Source organism: Streptomyces sp. NPDC088817 (genome assembly GCF_044750345.1).
Lineage (GTDB): Bacteria > Actinomycetota > Actinomycetes > Streptomycetales > Streptomycetaceae > Streptomyces.
In genome coordinates, this window is sequence record NZ_JBIVJN010000007.1 from 253,130 (window position 1) to 270,320 (window position 17,191).

The 17,191-nt window shown below is 71.5% G+C and carries 11 protein-coding genes; 7 read left to right on the forward strand and 4 right to left on the reverse strand.

Annotation, left to right across the window (positions count from 1 at the left end):
* Positions 1-54 precede the first annotated feature (54 nt).
* Positions 55-1,719, reverse strand: a complete 1,665-nt coding sequence (locus ACIP4X_RS15690; protein WP_358737184.1) for a site-2 protease family protein — start codon at positions 1,717-1,719, stop codon at positions 55-57.
* Between the two features lie 172 nt (positions 1,720-1,891).
* Here ACIP4X_RS15690 and ACIP4X_RS15695 point away from each other — a divergent pair, with 172 nt between their 5' ends.
* On the forward strand, positions 1,892-2,923 hold the full coding sequence (locus tag ACIP4X_RS15695) for a RecB family exonuclease (RefSeq protein ID WP_358737186.1): 1,032 nt from the start codon (positions 1,892-1,894) through the stop codon (positions 2,921-2,923).
* A 14-nt stretch (positions 2,924-2,937) separates the two neighbouring features.
* Positions 2,938-3,609, forward strand: a complete 672-nt coding sequence (locus tag ACIP4X_RS15700; protein ID WP_225076125.1) for a response regulator transcription factor — start codon at positions 2,938-2,940, stop codon at positions 3,607-3,609.
* A gap of 91 nt (positions 3,610-3,700) precedes the next feature.
* Here the strand turns inward: ACIP4X_RS15700 and ACIP4X_RS15705 are convergent, their stop codons facing one another.
* The 3 genes from ACIP4X_RS15705 to metH form a co-directional block, all read right to left on the reverse strand.
* Positions 3,701-5,308 carry an ABC transporter substrate-binding protein gene (locus ACIP4X_RS15705; protein ID WP_358737188.1) on the reverse strand — a complete coding sequence of 536 codons (1,608 nt, stop codon included), beginning with the start codon at positions 5,306-5,308 and terminating at the stop codon, positions 3,701-3,703.
* A 420-nt stretch (positions 5,309-5,728) separates the two neighbouring features.
* Entirely contained in the window at positions 5,729-6,430 is a 702-nt protein-coding gene (locus tag ACIP4X_RS15710) for an HAD family phosphatase (RefSeq protein WP_358737190.1), read from the reverse strand.
* 165 nt (positions 6,431-6,595) lie between these two features.
* Positions 6,596-10,114, reverse strand: a complete 3,519-nt coding sequence (metH, locus tag ACIP4X_RS15715) for a methionine synthase (RefSeq protein WP_358737192.1) — start codon at positions 10,112-10,114, stop codon at positions 6,596-6,598.
* 302 nt (positions 10,115-10,416) lie between these two features.
* On the opposite strand from metH, the gene ACIP4X_RS15720 reads away from it, so the two are divergent.
* From ACIP4X_RS15720 to ACIP4X_RS15740, 5 genes are all read left to right on the forward strand, one after another.
* A complete protein-coding gene (locus ACIP4X_RS15720) occupies positions 10,417-11,181 on the forward strand; it encodes an IclR family transcriptional regulator (RefSeq protein WP_358737194.1) in 765 nt (254 codons plus the stop codon).
* A gap of 772 nt (positions 11,182-11,953) precedes the next feature.
* Positions 11,954-12,748: an MIP/aquaporin family protein gene (locus ACIP4X_RS15725; RefSeq protein ID WP_358737196.1), complete on the forward strand. Its 795-nt coding sequence runs from the start codon at positions 11,954-11,956 to the stop codon at positions 12,746-12,748.
* 67 nt (positions 12,749-12,815) lie between these two features.
* The gene (gene glpK, locus ACIP4X_RS15730; RefSeq protein ID WP_358737198.1) at positions 12,816-14,375 is read left to right on the forward strand and encodes a glycerol kinase GlpK; all 1,560 of its coding nucleotides are present in this window, start codon (positions 12,816-12,818) and stop codon (positions 14,373-14,375) included.
* 29 nt (positions 14,376-14,404) lie between these two features.
* Positions 14,405-16,021 carry an FAD-dependent oxidoreductase gene (locus ACIP4X_RS15735; protein WP_391456421.1) on the forward strand — a complete coding sequence of 539 codons (1,617 nt, stop codon included), beginning with the start codon at positions 14,405-14,407 and terminating at the stop codon, positions 16,019-16,021.
* Positions 16,022-16,165: 144 nt separating this feature from the next.
* Entirely contained in the window at positions 16,166-17,158 is a 993-nt protein-coding gene (locus ACIP4X_RS15740; protein ID WP_358737202.1) for a PAC2 family protein, read from the forward strand.
* Positions 17,159-17,191: the final 33 nt, after the last annotated feature.

The following is a 17,191-nucleotide window of genomic DNA, read 5'->3' on the forward strand; positions in this document are numbered from 1 at the left end:
GCCTACCGGTCCCCGGCGGGCCCTCCGACCACGCGGAGGCGCCCGCCAGGAGCCCTATGCGGAGGCCGAGGGGCGGGCCATGGCCTTGACGAAGGCGCGCTCCACGTCGGACGCGGACAGCACCCCGTAGATCTCGCCGCTGTCCTCGACCACGAGGTACTCGGTGGCCGGGGTGGCGCGCAGCACGTCCAGGAGGTCCTCGCCGGCGAGTTCGGCGGAGACGCGCATGCCCTCGGTGAGCTCCTGGGCGAGTTCGCTGGCGTAGACCCAGGGGCGGCGGTGCTCGGGTACGCCGACGATGGCGGACTCGCGGACGAGGGAGAGCGGCTCGCCGTGGCCGTCGACGACGACCAGGGCTCGGGCGCCGGCGGCGTTGGCGCGGCGCAGGGCCTCGGCCAGGGAGGTGTTGGTCTCGACCGGGACGGCGCGGCGGGTGAGGGCGCGGGCGCGCAGCTCGGGGAGGTGTTCGCGCAGCCGGGCCATGCGCAGGCTGTTGCCCGCGCCGGTCCAGATGATCGCGGCCAGGATGGCGGCGAGCAGGGCGTTGGTGACGGTGCCCACGCCGACGCTTTCCTCGGCGGGGGCGCCGAGGGCGCCGGACTGGGTGACCAGGGGCAGTCCGATCAGCACGGCGACGGCGAGCGCGCGGCCGACCCAGGCGGCGGCGACGGTGCCGCTCATCGCTCTGCCGGTGATCTTCCAGACGACGGCGCGCAGCATGCGGCCGCCGTCGAGGGGCAGTCCGGGCAGCAGGTTGAAGGCGGCGACGATGAGGTTGGAGATCATCAGGCCGGCCAGCAGGACACCGACGACCGTGCCGCGTTCGACGGGCCGCAGGGCGGCGTAGAAGACGCCGGCGAGGATCAGCGAGAGCAGCGGGCCGACGAAGGCGAGGACGAACTCGCGGCCGGGGGTCTCGGCCTCCTTCTCGATCTCGGAGACGCCGCCGAAGAACTGGAGCTGGATGCGGCGGACCGGGAGCTTGAAGCGGAGGGCGGCGATGGTGTGGGCGAGTTCGTGGACGAGTACGGAGCCGTAGAAGGCGACCGCGAAGAAGAGGGCCACGAGGTAGCGGGCGGCGCCGAGCTCGGGCAGCACCCGGTCGAGCTGCCCGCCGAACACCCAGGTGATGAGCGCGGCCACGAGGAACCAGCTGGGCGCCACGTAGACGGGCACGCCGAAGGGCCGCCCCATGAGGAGCCCGCCTCTGGTGTCGCTCGGGCGCCGCGGCGGCTCCTGCCCGGGCCCGGAACGGGCCGGAGTGCGGTCGGGGTGGGTCTCGGGGCGGTCGCGGTCGCCGGACACGGGGGCCGTGCTCCCGGCCTCGCGTCCGGCGGCCGGGTCACCGCTGTGGGCGTAACCGCGCTCGGGGTGGTCGCCGTGGTGGACCTCGCCGATGCCGGACGGCTGCGGAGCGTCCTCGGTGGCGGACGGCTGCTGCGGGGCTGCGGCGGTCGCGTGCGGCTCCTGCGGGGCGTCGTGGGTGGCGGGAGGCTGCTGCGGGGCGTCGGAGGTCGTGGGCGGTTCTTGCGCGGCGTCGGGGGTGCGTTTCGACTCCTCCGTCCCCTGTGCCTCCTGCGCCTCCTGTGCCTCCTGCGTCGGCTCCTCCGAGCCGCCCTCCGCTCCGGTTGCGGGGGCCGGGTCCACCGGGCCCGTGCGACGATCTGCCGACTCGTCCTTGCCGGAACGCGGCTGTCCGCTCCCGCCGCTCACGTCCACGGTGTCCCCTCGTTCGAAGCAGTCTCCCGGGCCTGACGACCGGAAGGTCTCGGGTCGATGGTATGCGGCCGTGACGACCGCTCACGCCCGGCACCCCATGTGTTTTCCCCTCTTCGCGCGCAACATGACCATCCCCGGGTCACCGTCAGTGGCGGGCCGTAGGGTCTGGGGCATGGAGACGAGCACGGAGGGCGAGCCCGGCACCCCGCACAACACCGTCGGACCGGCACCCTCACGCAACGACGCGCCAGGGGCCGCCGAGCCGCGCCCGCCCGCACCGGCCCCGACGGTCCCCGCACAGCCGGGCGCGGTGGGGGCAGGTGAGACGGGTGCGACGCCGAGCGGGCGGGCTGTCGTGCCGCCCAGTTCCTTGTCTCCCTCCCGGGCCGGGGACTTCATGCAGTGCCCGCTGCTGTACCGGTTCCGGGTGATCGACCGGCTGCCGGAGAAACCGAGCGAGGCGGCGACGAGGGGCACGCTGGTGCACGCCGTGCTGGAGCGTCTCTTCGACGCTCCGGCCGTGGAGCGGACCGCGCCGCGGGCCAGGGCGCTGGTCCCGGGCCAGTGGCAGCGGCTGCGCGAGGCACGGCCCGAGCTGGTGGAGCTGTTCGCCGACGACGCCGACGGCGAGCGGATGGCTCGCTGGCTGGCGGAGGCGGAGCGGCTGGTGGAGCGGTGGTTCACGCTGGAGGACCCGACCCGTCTCGAACCGGCCGAGCGGGAGCTGTTCGTCGAGGCGGAACTGGACTCGGGGCTGACACTGCGCGGCATCATCGACCGGGTGGACGTGGCGCCCACGGGCGAGGTGCGGATCGTCGACTACAAGACGGGCAAGGCGCCCCGCCCCGAGTACGCCGAGGGCGCGCTGTTCCAGATGAAGTTCTACGCCCTCGTGGTGTGGCGGCTGAAGAAGGTCGTCCCACGGCGGCTGCAACTGGTGTACCTGGGCAGCGGCGACGTACTGACCTACGACCCGGTCCCCGCCGACCTGGAGCGGGTGGAGCGCAAGCTGCTGGCGCTGTGGGAGGCGATCCGGCTGGCCACCGAGACCGGTGACTGGCGGCCGCGCCCCACCAAGCTGTGCGGCTGGTGCGACCACCGGGCCCACTGCCCGGAGTTCGGCGGCACTCCCCCGCCCTATCCGCTGCCGGTGAGGGCGGAGGAATCCGGCAGCACGGCGCAGGGCAGAATGGGGCCGGACTAGCGAAGGAGACTCACGTGGCCATCCGCGTCCTACTGGTCGACGACCAGCCGCTGCTGCGCACCGGGTTCAGGATGATCCTGGAGGCCGAGCAGGACATCGCGGTCGTGGGCGAGGCCGGAGACGGTCTGCAGGCCCTGGACCAGGTGCGGGCCCTTCAGCCCGACGTGGTGCTGATGGACATCCGCATGCCGCGGATGGACGGCGTGGAGGCGACCCGGCAGATCACAGGACCGGAGCGGAACGGTCCGGCGAAGGTGCTCGTGCTGACCACCTTCGACCTCGACGAGTACGTGGTGGAGGCGCTGCGCGCCGGCGCGAGCGGCTTCCTGCTCAAGGACGCGCCCGCCAACGAGCTGGTGCAGGCGATCCGGGTGGTCGCGGCCGGCGAGGCGATGCTGGCGCCGAGCATCACACGTCGGCTGCTGGACAAGTACGCCACGCACCTGCCCTCCGGCGAGGAGCCGGTGCCGGACACGCTGCACACCCTCACCGACCGTGAGGTGGAGGTGCTGAAGCTGGTGGCGCGCGGCCTGTCCAACGCGGAGATCGCCGCGGATCTGTTCGTCAGCGAGACGACGGTCAAGACGCATGTCGGGCACGTGCTGACGAAGCTGGGGCTGCGCGACCGCGTGCAGGCCGCGGTGTACGCGTACGAGAGCGGGCTGGTACGCCCCGGCGCGCAGTAGCGGACGGCCCAGCGGCCCGACTCGACGACGAAGGGCGCCCCTTCCCGGTCTTCCGGGAAGGGGCGCCCTTCGTCGTGGACGTGCTCGCGGATCAGCCGCTCACACCGCGGCCGAGCTCCCACAGCTGGAGCGTTGCCGAGGAGTTGAGGGCGTACGCGGTGCCCGTGATGTTGTCGCGGGAGGCGACGTACTGCTTGCCCTGCCACAGCGGGATCAGCGGGACCTCGCTGGCGACGATGTCCTGAATGGCCGTCAGGCTGGTGGACGCCGTGAGCCGGTCGGCCTGGCGACGGGACTGCGGGATCAGGGTGTTGCGGACGTCAGCGTTGGCGTAGGGGCTGTTGAGGATGTTGCCCTTGTCGAGGAACGGCGCCAGGTAGTTGTCGGCGTCCGGGAAGTCAGGGAACCAGCCCATGCCGTAGACGTCGAACTGACCCTTCTTCTCCGCCGGGCGGAAGGTGTCCCAGGGGGCGCCCTGAATGTCGATGTCGAACAGGCCGCTGTTGTTGAGCTGCTGGCGAAGGACCTCGAATTCCTTCTTGGTGGCCGAGCCGTAGTGGTCGGTCGTGTAGTGCATCGTCAGCTTCACCGGGGTGGTGACTCCGGCCTTCTCCAGCAGCGAGCGGGCCTTGGTCACGTTCGGGTCGCCGTACCGGTTGAAGAAGGCGTTGGAGTGGCCGGTGATGGTGGCCGGGACCAGCGAGTACAGCGGCTCGGCCTGGGTACCGTAGACCTCGGAGACGAGTTCGCTGCGGTTGATGATCTGGGCCATGGCCTCACGCACGGCCTTGGTCTTCACCGTGGGGGCGTCGGTGTTGAAGGCCAGGTAGCGGATCTCCAGGCCGGCCGTCTCGACGATGCCGACCTTGCTGTCCTTGTTGGCGGCCGACAGCGTGCGGATCTGCTCGGGCGACATCGTGCGGGTCATGACGTCGATGTCGCCCTTTTCCAGAGCGACGCCCATCGCGTCGGCGTCCGGGAAGGAGCGGATCTCCACCTTGTCGTTGTTGAGCTTCAACGTCCCCTGGTAGTTGGGGTTCTTGGTGAAGACCGCGTCGACCATCTCGCCGTTCTTCACGTCGGCCTTCATGGTGTACGGGCCGGAGCCGTCCACGGCGAAGCCTGCGCGGAGCTTGCTCTTGTCGTAGTCCTTGGGGTTGACGATGCCCGCGACGGGCGTCGACAACTTGTACGGGAAGATGGCGTCGGCCGTGTTGAGGTGGAAGATGACCTCACGGTCGCCCTGGGTCTCCACGGTGTCCACGGTGGACAGCAGGCCGGCCGGACCACCCTCGACAGGGATGGTGAGGGCGCGGTCGATGGAGAACTTCACGTCGGCCGCGGTGATGGGCTCGCCGCTCGCGAACTTCAGGCCCTCCCGCAGAGTGCAGGCGTAGCGCTCGTTGCCGCTGTCCGTGAAGCCGCACTTCTCGGCCGCCTCGGGGACGGGGTCGCCGTCGCCCTTGGGCTGGACCATCAGCGTCTGCACGGTCTGACGCAGGATGTTCCAGGTGCCGACGTCGTAGGCGTACGCCGGATCGATGGGCGCCGGGGCTTCCTCGTCAGCGATGAACCGGTCCGTGGTGCCGACGACGATCGCGTCGCCGCTCTTGCTGCCGCTGTCGGAACCGCCGCACGCGGCGAGTACCGGCGCGAGCAGACCGACCACGGCCGGCAGCACCAAAGTCTTGCGGTTCATGCTCGAGTTTCTCCAGAGCTGTCATGTCTGTGTATCCGGCATGCAGAGTGTTGCGACGGATCACAGAGGGCAGGGGCGATGTTCTCGCGACGAGATTAGTCCTCCTTCGCAGGAGCGTTCGCGTTCACCGGAGTTGAGTTCCCATCACGCTGCGGAACCGGGCGTGGACGGACCGGAAACCCGTCACCGGAAGGATTCGTGCAGCGTTCCACCAAACGGGACACAAGGACCCGCGCACGACGCCCGAAAGGGGGCGGAGAGCACGCTGTGGCGCCTCTTGTCGACCCCCCGGCAAGTGGGGAACGTCACACCCACATGTAGGGAGACGGGTGCCGGAATTCGGCCATACGGCGAGCTGCGAATTCGTTCGGACATCCGGGCAGGGTTTTTCCCGCGCGACGCGGCACGCTGGGTGAACGGTTAGCGCATTTCTGTCATCAGGCCGCGCAGAAATGGCAGGTCCACGTCCTCGAGGGTGGGGACGACGGTCCGCCGGAAGGCCGGGGGGATGGGGGCGACCGAGGGGACGGCGACGACCCGGCAGCCTGCGGCTTCCGCGGCGGCGACGCCGGTGGCGGTGTCCTCGATGACGGCGCACCGGGCCGGGTCCGCGCCGAGTCCGGCGGCGGCCAGCAGGTAGGGGTCGGGGTGCGGCTTGGTGCGCGAGACCTCGTCGCCCGCCACGGACAGGGCGAAGTGCTGCGGGCCGAGCGTGGTCAGGACGCGGTCGATGATGCGGCGGTGCGAGGCGGAGACCAGGGCGGTCGGGATCCGCTGCTCGGACAGCTCGGCCAGCAGCCGTGCGGCGCCGGGCATCAGGGGCAGCGCGCCGTCGATACGGGTCTCGAAGCCCTCGTTGAGCAGGGTGGTGACCTCGGCGAGGGTGACCGAGGCGCCGGTGGCCTCGATGAGGAAGCCCGCGCTGCGGGTCATGGGGCCGCCGACGACGACGTGTCTCCAGGAGTCGTCGAGCGTGTGTCCGAGGGCGGCGAAGACCTCCACCTCGACGTCCCACCAGAAGCCCTCTGTGTCCACCAGGGTTCCGTCCATGTCCAGGAGCACGGCCTGCAGAGCCGAGCCTTCGGCCATACGGGTTCCGAGCGCCGGTACCGTGCTGGTCATCCGCGCATACCTCCTCGAGGGACGATCAGGCCGGTTCCCGCACGGGGAACCGGCCTGCGATGGACCGATAATTGTACGACGCCCACAACCGGAACGCGCGCGCGAACCGCCCGCGGCTCGGGTCCGCGGGCCGCCCGCCGCGCCGGGTACCGGCGCGGACCCGGCTCAGCGGGCGTTGAAGTACTTGGCTTCCGGGTGGTGGATGACGATGGCGTCGGTGGACTGCTCGGGGTGGAGCTGGAACTCCTCGGAGAGGTGGACGCCGATGCGTTCGGGCCGCAGCAGGTCGGCGATCTTGGCGCGGTCCTCCAGGTCGGGGCAGGCGCCGTAGCCGAGGGAGAAGCGGGCGCCCCGGTACTTCAGGGCGAACATGTCCTCCATGTCGGCCGGGTCCTCGCCGGCGAAGCCGAGCTCGGCGCGCACGCGGGCGTGCCAGTACTCGGCGAGCGCCTCGGCCAGCTGCACGGACAGCCCGTGCAGCTCCAGGTAGTCGCGGTAGGAGTCGGCGGCGAACAGCCGCGCGGTCTCCTCGCCGATCCGGGAGCCGACGGTGACCACCTGGAGTCCGACCACGTCCTGCTCCCCCGACTCCTCCGGGCGGAAGAAGTCCGCCAGGCACAGCCGGCGGCCGCGCCGCTGGCGGGGGAAGGTGAAGCGGGTGCGCTCGTTGCCCTGCTCGTCCAGGACGATCAGGTCGTCGTCCTTGGACACGCAGGGGAAGTAGCCGTAGACCACCGCGGCCTCCAGCAGGTTGTCCGTCTGGAGCCGCTCCAGCAGGCCCCGCAGCCGGGGCCGGCCCTCGGTCTCGACGAGTTCCTCGTAGGTGGGCCCGTCCCCGGTGCGGGCCTGCTTCAGCCCCCACTGGCCCTTGAACAGGGCGCCCTCGTCCAGCCAGGACGCGTACTCCTTGAGCTGGATGCCCTTGATCACCCGTGTGCCGCGGAACGGCGGCTCGGGGACCGGGTTGTCGGTGGCCACGTCGGAGCGGACGTGCCCCTCCTCCGGCCGCTGCTCCTCCACGACCTGGGCGGTGGCCGTCCGCACCCGGCGCTGTCTGAGCTCGGGCAGCTTCGCGCCGGGCACGCCCCGCTTGACCCCGATCAGGGCGTCCATCAGGCGAAGGCCCTCGAACGCGTCACGGGCGTAGCGGACCTCCCCGTCGTACAGCTCGTACAGGTCCTGCTCGACATAGGCACGGGTCAGGGCGGCGCCGCCGAGGATGACCGGGTAGCCGGTCGCCAGGCCGCGGGCGTTCAGCTCCTCCAGGTTCTCCTTCATGATCACCGTGGACTTCACCAGCAGCCCGGACATGCCGATCACGTCGGCCTTGTGCTCCTCGGCGGCCTCCAGGATCGCCGAGACCGGCTGCTTGATGCCCAGGTTGACGACGTTGTAGCCGTTGTTGGACAGGATGATGTCGACGAGGTTCTTGCCGATGTCGTGCACATCGCCACGTACGGTCGCCAGCACGATCGTGCCCTTGCCCGCCTCGTCGGTCTTCTCCATGTACGGCTCCAGGTGGGCGACCGCGGTCTTCATCACCTCGGCCGACTGGAGCACGAACGGCAGCTGCATCTGGCCGGAGCCGAACAGCTCACCGACCACCTTCATGCCGTCCAGCAGGGTCTCGTTGACGATGTCCAGGGCCGGGCGTGTGCTCAGGGCCTCGTCCAGGTCCTGCTCCAGGCCGTTCTTCTCACCGTCGATGATCCGCCGCTTGAGCCGCTCCTCCAGCGGCAGCGCGGCCAGCTCCTCGGCCTTGCCCGCCTTCAGCGACTTCGCCGTGGCGCCCTCGAAGAGCTGCATGAGCTTCTGCAGCGGGTCGTAGCCCTCGCGGCGGCGGTCGTGGATCAGGTCGAGCGCGGTGGTGACCTGCTCCTCGTCGAAGCGGGCGATCGGCAGGATCTTGCTCGCGTGCACGATCGCCGAGTCCAGGCCCGCCTTGACGCACTCGTCCAGGAACACGCTGTTCAGCAGGATCCGCGCGGCCGGGTTCAGGCCGAAGGAGATGTTCGAAAGGCCCAGCGTTGTCTGCACCTGCGGGTGCCGCCGCTTCAGTTCCCTGATGCCCTCGATGGTGGCCACACCGTCGCCCCGGGACTCCTCCTGGCCGGTGCAGATGGTGAAGGTCAGGCAGTCGACGAGGATGTCCTCCTCGCGGATGCCCCAGTTGCCGGTCAGGTCCTCGATCAGCCGCTCGGCGATCTCCACCTTCTTCTCGGCGGTGCGGGCCTGGCCCTCCTCGTCGATCGTCAGCGCGATCAGCGCCGCCCCGTGCTCCCGCGCCAGGGCCGTCACCCGCGCGAACCGCGAATCGGGCCCGTCGCCGTCCTCGTAGTTCACCGAGTTGATCACCGCGCGGCCGCCGAGCTGTTCGAGGCCGGCCCGGATCACGTCGACCTCGGTGGAGTCCAGCACGATCGGCAGCGTCGAGGCCGTGGCGAACCGGCCCGCCAGCCGGCGCATGTCCGCGACGCCGTCCCGGCCGACGTAGTCCACGCACAGGTCCAGCATGTGCGCGCCCTCGCGGATCTGGTCGCGGGCCATCTCCACGCAGTCGTCCCAGCGGCCCTCCAGCATGGCCTCGCGGAACTTCTTCGAGCCGTTGGCGTTCGTCCGCTCGCCGATCGCCAGGTAGGAGGTGTCCTGCCGGAAGGGCACCGTCTGGTACAGGGAGGCCGCGCCCGGCTCCGGGCGCGGGCTGCGCTCGACCGGGGTCAGGTCCCGCACCCGCTCGACCACCTGGCGCAGGTGCTCCGGCGTCGTGCCGCAGCAGCCGCCGACCAGGGACAGTCCGTAGTCGCGTACGAAGTGCCCCTGCGCGTCGGCCAGTTCCGGAGCCGTCAGAGGGTAGTGCGCGCCGTCCTTGGTGAGCACGGGGAGACCGGCGTTCGGCATGCACGACAGCGGGATGCGCGCGTGCCGGGACAGGTAGCGCAGGTGCTCGCTCATCTCGGCGGGGCCGGTCGCGCAGTTCAGGCCGATCATGTCGACGCCCAGCGGTTCCAGCGCGGTCAGCGCGGCGCCGATCTCCGAGCCCAGCAGCATGGTGCCGGTCGTCTCCACCGTCACCGACACGATCAGCGGGACCTCGTACCCGGCGGTCTCCATCGCGCGGCGGGCCGCGATGACGGAGGCCTTGGTCTGGAGCAGGTCCTGGGTGGTCTCCACGAGCAGCGCGTCCGCGCCCCCGGCGAGCAGGCCCTCAGCGTTCTGCCGGTAGGCGTCGCGGATGGCGGCGAAGGTGGTGTGGCCCAGCGTCGGCAGCTTCGTGCCCGGGCCCATGGAGCCCAGCACCCAGCGCGGGCGGCCGTCCGCGGCGGTGAACGCGTCCGCCGCCTCGCGGGCGATACGGGCGCCCGCCTCGGACAGCTCGGCGACCCGCTCGGCGATGTCGTACTCGCCCAGGGCGGTCAGGTTGGCCCCGAACGTGTTGGTCTCCACGCAGTCCACTCCGACCTCGAAGTAGGCGGAGTGGACCGAGCGGACGATGTCGGGGCGGGTGACGTTCAGAACCTCGTTGCAGCCCTCCAGCTGCTGGAAGTCCTCCATCGAGGGCTCCTGGGCCTGGAGCATGGTGCCCATCGCTCCGTCGGCGACCACCACACGGGTGGCGAGTGCCTCACGCAGGGCGGACGCGCGGGTCCGGCTGTCGGCGGAAGGGGTCGGCGGCAACGCGGCCATGAAGGGGCTCCCTTGAGGTGCGACGGCTGTCGGCTTTGCGCCTTCCCCGGACGCGAGCAGGGCTCGTCCCGGGCGAGGCGCACGCCGCCAGGGTAGCCGGGACCGGCACCTGACGGACGCGACGTCCACCAAGCGGACTGGGACGGCGGCCGGAACACCCCCGGGTGGCCGGGTCGGGCACCAGATGCCGGGCGAGCATTGGCGGGGGATCGGCGCGGACCGGTAGTGTTCGGCATTGCCGAACGGGCGCTACGACGGCAGTCGCGGCGTCGGCGGTCGAAGGGGACGGAGGCAGGACGGCGATGGCACGGAACATCCAGTCGCTCGAGCGGGCGGCCGCGATGCTGCGGTTGCTGGCGGGCGGTGAGCGGCGGCTGGGCCTGTCGGACATCGCCTCCTCACTGGGCCTCGCCAAAGGCACCGCCCACGGCATCCTGCGCACCCTCCAGCACGAGGGCTTCGTCGAACAGGACGAGGCCTCCGGCCGGTACCAGCTCGGCGCGGAGCTGCTGCGCCTGGGCACCACCTACCTCGACGTGCACGAACTACGGGCGCGCGCCCTGGTGTGGACGGACGATCTGGCCCGGTCCAGCGGGGAGAGCGTCTACCTGGGCGTGCTCCACCAGCACGGCGTGCTGATCGTGCACCACGTCTTCCGTCCGGACGACAGCCGGCAGGTGCTGGAGATCGGGGCGATGCAGCCGCTGCACTGCACGGCTCTGGGCAAGGTGCTGGCGGCGTACGACCCGGTGGCGCACAGCGAGGCGGTCGAGGCCGACCGCAAGGCGTTCACGGACCGGACCGTATGCGGGATCGACGACTTCGAGCACATCCTCGACATCACGCGTGCGCGTGGCTACGCGGCCGACGTGGAGGAGACCTGGGAGGGCGTCGCCTCCATCGCCGCCCCCATCCACGACCGGCGGCGCATGCCGGTCGGCGCGGTCGGCATCACCGGCGCCGTGGAGCGCGTCCGCCGTGACGGCGAACTGCGCCACGACCTGGTGGCAGCGGTACGCGACTGCGCCCGGGCGGTCTCCCGGGACCTCGGCGCGGGCCGCTTCTGACCCGACCGGACGGCGGGCCTGCGCGCGGGTCGCTTCCGACCCGGACAGGCCGCGGCCCCCGCACGCGAACCGCCTCTGACCCAGCCGGGCCGCAGACCCCCGCACGCGAACCGCGCCTGGCCCAGCCGGGCCGCAGACCTGCGTGCGCGGACCGCTTCCGACCCGGACGGGCCGCGGGTCTGCGCACGCGGACCACTTCTGCCCCGGACGGGCCGCAGAACCCCCGCACGCGGACCACTTCCGACCCGGACGGGCCGCAGACCCCCGCAAACGCGGACCACTTCTGCCCCGGACGGGCCGCAGAACCCCCACACGCGAACCGCCCCTGACCCAGCCGGGGCCGCCGGCGTCCTCGCCCGGCCCTCTGCCTCCCGTACGACGAGACCGGTACGCCGTTGGGCGCACCGCCCTTCGGCGTGCCCGCACGGCGAGGACCGAAGCCCTCGCGGCGGACAGCCGCGCCCGCGCGGCGAGAGGCGCCGGCCCCGCAGCCCCGCCGGGCGCGGTCCGCCGGCAGCCGGAGCGCACCGGCCCCGGCGGGTGTGACGGACGGTGATCGTCGTGGTTCCGGTGGTGAGAGGCCTTGACGGTTGGGAGACGTGGGGCGAGACTCCCGTCCAACGGTCGGCATTGTCGAACAGCTTGCGGCAATACGCGCTAGGGTGTGACAACGCCATGGGCCGGCATCGCCCTCACCCACGAGGGCGCGAGCCCCCGGCAGGAGGGACCCGGGGTTTCGGCCACCTCTGGACGAAGGACAAAGGAGTCGCGGGTGTCCAGCTCCGACATCTTCATCGGCGAGACCATCGGTACCGCCGTACTCATCCTGCTCGGCGGCGGCGTCTGCGCCGCGGTGACGCTGAAGGGCTCCAAGGCCCGCAACACCGGCTGGCTCGCCATCGCCTTCGGGTGGGGGTTCGCCGTGATGACGGCCGTGTACATCTCGGGCCCGCTCTCCGGTGCCCACCTCAACCCGGCCGTGACCGTCGCCCTGGCCATCAAGAACAGCGACTGGACGAACGTGCCGGCCTACCTCGGCGGCCAGATGCTCGGCGCCATGATCGGCGCGGCCCTGGTCTGGGTCGCCTACTACGGTCAGTTCCACGCCCACCTCACCGACCGGGAGATCGTCGGCGGCCCCGGTGCCCAGACCACCGCCGCCAAGGCGGTCGAGGCCCAGGAGAAGGGCGCGGGCCCCGTCCTCGGCATCTTCTCCACCGGCCCCGAGATCAGGCACGCGGTGCAGAACCTCGCCACGGAGATCGTCGGCACCGTCGTGCTGATCCTCGCCGTCCTCACCCAGGGCCTGAACGACCAGGGCAACGGCCTCGGCGTCCTCGGCGGTCTGATCACCGCCCTCGTCGTCGTCTCCATCGGCCTCTCCCTCGGCGGCCCCACGGGCTACGCCATCAACCCGGCCCGCGACCTCGGCCCGCGCATCGTCCACGCCCTGCTGCCCCTGCCCAACAAGGGCGGCTCCGACTGGGGCTACGCCTGGATCCCGGTGGTCGGCCCGCTCATCGGCGGCGCCGTCGGCGCGGGCATCTACAACGCCGCCTTCGCCTGACGGGCACCGCGCCGCACCGGAACGCCGTCCTCCCGCCCCATCGACCACGGACCACAGGAGCAGACAAGTGACCGACGCCCACACCGCCGGCCTCGCATCCCACGGCCAAGGGCCCTTCATCGCCGCCATCGACCAGGGCACCACCTCGAGCCGCTGCATCGTCTTCGACCGGGACGGCCGGATCGTCTCCGTCGACCAGAAGGAACACGAACAGATCTTCCCCAAGCCGGGCTGGGTCGAACACGACGCCACCGAGATCTGGACCAACGTCCAGGAGGTCGTCGCCGGAGCCATCGCGAAGGCCGGCATCACGCGCGACGACATCAAGGCCATCGGCATCACCAACCAGCGCGAGACCACCGTGCTGTGGGACCGCAACACCGGCGAGCCCGTCCACAACGCCATCGTCTGGCAGGACACCCGCACCGACGCCCTCTGCAAGGAGCTGGGCCGCAACGTCGGCCAGGACCGCTTCCGCCGCGAGACCGGCCTCCCCCTCGCCTCCTACTTCGCCGGCCCCAAGGCCCGCTGGCTGCTCGACAACGTCGAGGGCCTGCGCGAGCGCGCCGAGGCGGGCGACCTCCTCTTCGGCACCATGGACACCTGGGTCATCTGGAACCTCACCGGCGGCACGGACGGCGGCAAGCACGTCACCGACGTCACCAACGCCTCCCGGACCCTGCTGATGAACCTGCACACCATGGAGTGGGACCCAAGGATCGCCGAGTCGATCGGCGTGCCGACGCGGATCCTGCCCGAGATCCGCTCCTCCGCCGAGGTCTACGGCGAGATCAGGGGCGGCAGGCTGGGCGACCTGCTCGGCGGCATCCCGGTCGCCTCGGCGCTCGGCGACCAGCAGGCGGCCCTGTTCGGCCAGACCTGTTTCGCCGAGGGCGAGACCAAGTCGACGTACGGCACCGGCACCTTCATGGTGATGAACACCGGCGACAAGATCATCAACTCCTACAGCGGACTGCTGACCACCGTCGGCTACCGGATCGGCGACGACAAGCCGGTCTACGCCCTGGAGGGCTCGATCGCCGTCACCGGCTCCCTGGTGCAGTGGATGCGCGACCAGATGGGCCTGATCTCCACCGCCGCCGAGATCGAGACGCTCGCGCTGTCGGTCGAGGACAACGGCGGCGCCTACTTCGTCCCGGCCTTCTCCGGCCTGTTCGCCCCGTACTGGCGCTCCGACGCGCGCGGTGTCATCGCCGGCCTGACCCGGTACGTGACCAAGGCGCACCTCGCGCGCGCCGTCCTGGAGGCCACCGCCTGGCAGACGCGGGAGATCGCGGACGCCATGACCAAGGACTCCGGGGTCGAGCTGGCGGCGCTGAAGGTCGACGGCGGCATGACCTCCAACAACCTGCTGATGCAGACCCTCTCGGACTTCCTCGACGCGCCCGTGGTGCGCCCGATGGTCGCCGAGACCACCTGCCTCGGCGCCGCCTACGCCGCCGGACTCGCCGTCGGCTTCTGGAGCAGCACCGAGGACCTGCGCGCCAACTGGCGCCGGGCCGCCGAATGGACCCCCCGCATGGACGCGGACACCCGCGACCGCGAGTACAGGAACTGGCTCAAGGCCGTCGAGCGGACCATGGGCTGGCTCGACGACGAGAGCTGACGAGAGCCGACGAGGAGCAAGAACAAACGATGACCGGTCAGTCCACCCTGCAGTCCGTGCCCGCCCTGGGGACGGTGCCCTCCTTCGGCCCGAACCCGAGCCGTGCCGAGACCCGGGAACAGCTCTCGAAGGCCGCCTACGACCTCCTCGTGATCGGCGGCGGCATCCTGGGCATCTCCACCGCCTGGCACGCCGCGCAGTCCGGTCTCAGGGTGGCCCTGGTCGACGCCGGCGACTTCGCCGGCGCCACCTCCTCCGCCTCCTCCAAGCTGCTCCACGGCGGCCTGCGCTATCTGCAGACCGGCGCGGTGCGGCTGGTGGCGGAGAACCACTTCGAGCGCCGTGCGGTCTCCCGCCGGGTGGCCCCCCATCTGGCGAACCCGCTCACCTTCTACCTGCCCGTGTACAAGGGCGGGCCGCACGGCGCGGCGAAGCTCGGGGCGGGCGTGTTCGCCTACTCCGCGCTGTCGGCGTTCGGTGACGGCGTCGGCCACCTGCTCAGCCCGGCGAAGGCCGCGCAGGACGTGCCCGAGCTGCGCACCGAGAACCTCAGGGCCGTGGCCGTCTACGGCGACGACCAGATGAACGACGCGCGCATGGCCCTGATGACGGTCCGCGCCGCCGTCGAGTCGGGCGCGGTCGTCCTCAACCACGCCGAGGTGACCGGCCTGCGCCTCACCCGGGGCCGGGTCACCGGCGCCGAGCTGAAGGACCGGCTGTCCGGCGAGGAGTTCGGGGTGAACGCCCGTCTGGTGCTGAACGCGACCGGACCGTGGGTCGACCATCTGCGCCGCATGGAGGACCCGGACGCGGCGCCGTCCATCCGCCTGTCCAAGGGCGCACACCTGGTCCTGAAGCGGACCTCGCCGTGGAAGGCCGCGCTGGCCACGCCGATCGACAAGTACCGGATCACCTTCGCCCTCCCCTGGGAGGACATGCTGCTGCTCGGCACGACCGACCAGGAGTACGAGGGCGACCCGGCCGATGTCGCGGTCGACGACAAGGACGTCGCCCAGATACTCGACGAGGCCGCGTTCTCGGTCCGCGGCCAGCAGCTCGACCGCGACCTGATCACGTACGCCTTCGCCGGGCTGCGGGTGCTGCCGGGCGGCCCCGGGAACACCGCGAAGGCCAGGCGGGAGACGGTGGTGACCGAGGGCCGGGGCGGCATGCTGTCCGTGGCGGGCGGCAAGTGGACCACCTTCCGGCACATCGGCCGTACGGTGATGAGGAAGCTGGAGTCCCTGCCGGGCGCCCCGCTGGGCGAGGACCTCGAACCGGTCTCCTCGCTGCCGAGGAAGCTGCCGCTGCCGGGCATCGCCAATCCGCGCGCGGTCGCCCACCGGCTCCTGGTGGACCGTCCGGCGCCCGGCCCGCGCATGGCCCCCGACACGGCGAGGCACCTGGCCACGCACTACGGCTCGCTGGCCTTCGACATCGCCCGGCTGGCCAACGAGAACCCGGAGCTGGGCAAGCGTGTCCACCCGGACGCCCCGGAGATCTGGGCGCAGGTCGTCTGGGCCCGCGACCACGAGTGGGCCCGTACGGCGGACGACGTGCTGCGCCGGCGAACGACACTGACGATCCGCGGCCTGGCCACCGACGAGGTCAGGGCGAAGGTGCGGGACCTGCTCGACGGGAGGTGACCCGGCCCGGCCACCGAGGGTGTTCGAAGGACTCGGACGGGGCAGTGATCCGTTCACTCCCCCGTGCAAGGGGGCTGCGGACGCCCCCGCCGAACGCCGTAAGGTTGGTGGGTCAGGCGAGGGCACGTCGGAAGGAGGCACTGGGTGATCGAGCTCGAGGGGGTTCCCGAGCTGATCGACCCGGTCATGGTGGCCGCGTTCGAGGGCTGGAACGATGCCGGCGACGCCGCCTCCACCGCGGTCGCGCATCTGGAGAGGGAGTGGAAGGGCGAGGTCTTCGCGGCGCTGGACGCCGAGGACTACTACGACTTCCAGGTCAACCGTCCCACGGTGTTCATGGACGGCGGCGTGCGCAAGATCACCTGGCCGACGACCAGGCTGTCGGTGGTGCGCGTCGGCGGGGACAAGCCGCGCGACCTGGTGCTGGTCCGGGGCATCGAACCGTCCATGCGCTGGCGCTCGTTCTGCAACGAGCTGCTCGGCTTCGCGCACGAGCTGGGCGTGGAGCTGGTCGTCATCCTGGGCGCGCTGCTCGGCGACACCCCGCACACGCGTCCGGTCCCGATCAGCGGGACCACGTCGGACACGGACCTGGCCCGCCGCATGGACCTGGAGGAGACCAAGTACGAGGGGCCGACGGGCATCGTCGGCATCCTCCAGGAGGCCTGCACGCACGCGGGTGTCCCGGCCGTGTCGCTGTGGGCGGCCGTCCCGCACTACGTGTCCCAGCCGCCGAACCCGAAGGCGACGCTGGCCCTCCTGAACCGGCTGGAGGACCTGCTCGACCTGCGCATTCCGCTGGGTGAGCTGCCGGAGGACGCGCGTGCCTGGCAGGTGGGCGTGGACCAGCTCGCCGCCGAGGACAGCGAGGTCGCGGAGTACGTCCAGACGCTGGAGGAGGCCCGGGACACCGCCGAGCTGCCGGAGGCGTCGGGCGAGGCGATCGCCCGTGAGTTCGAGCGGTATCTGCGGCGCCGGGACGGCGGCGGTCCGTCGCCGGGCGGCCACGCCACGGCGGACGGCGGCGACGGCGGCTCGTATCTGCGGGACGGCTCCGGTGGCCGGTCCCGGCCGCCGCGACCGCCGAAGGCGGAGTCGGACGACGGGGACGCCGGGACCGACTCGTCGGAGGAGTGAACGGATCAGGGGCGGTGCGCTTCGTGCGCACCG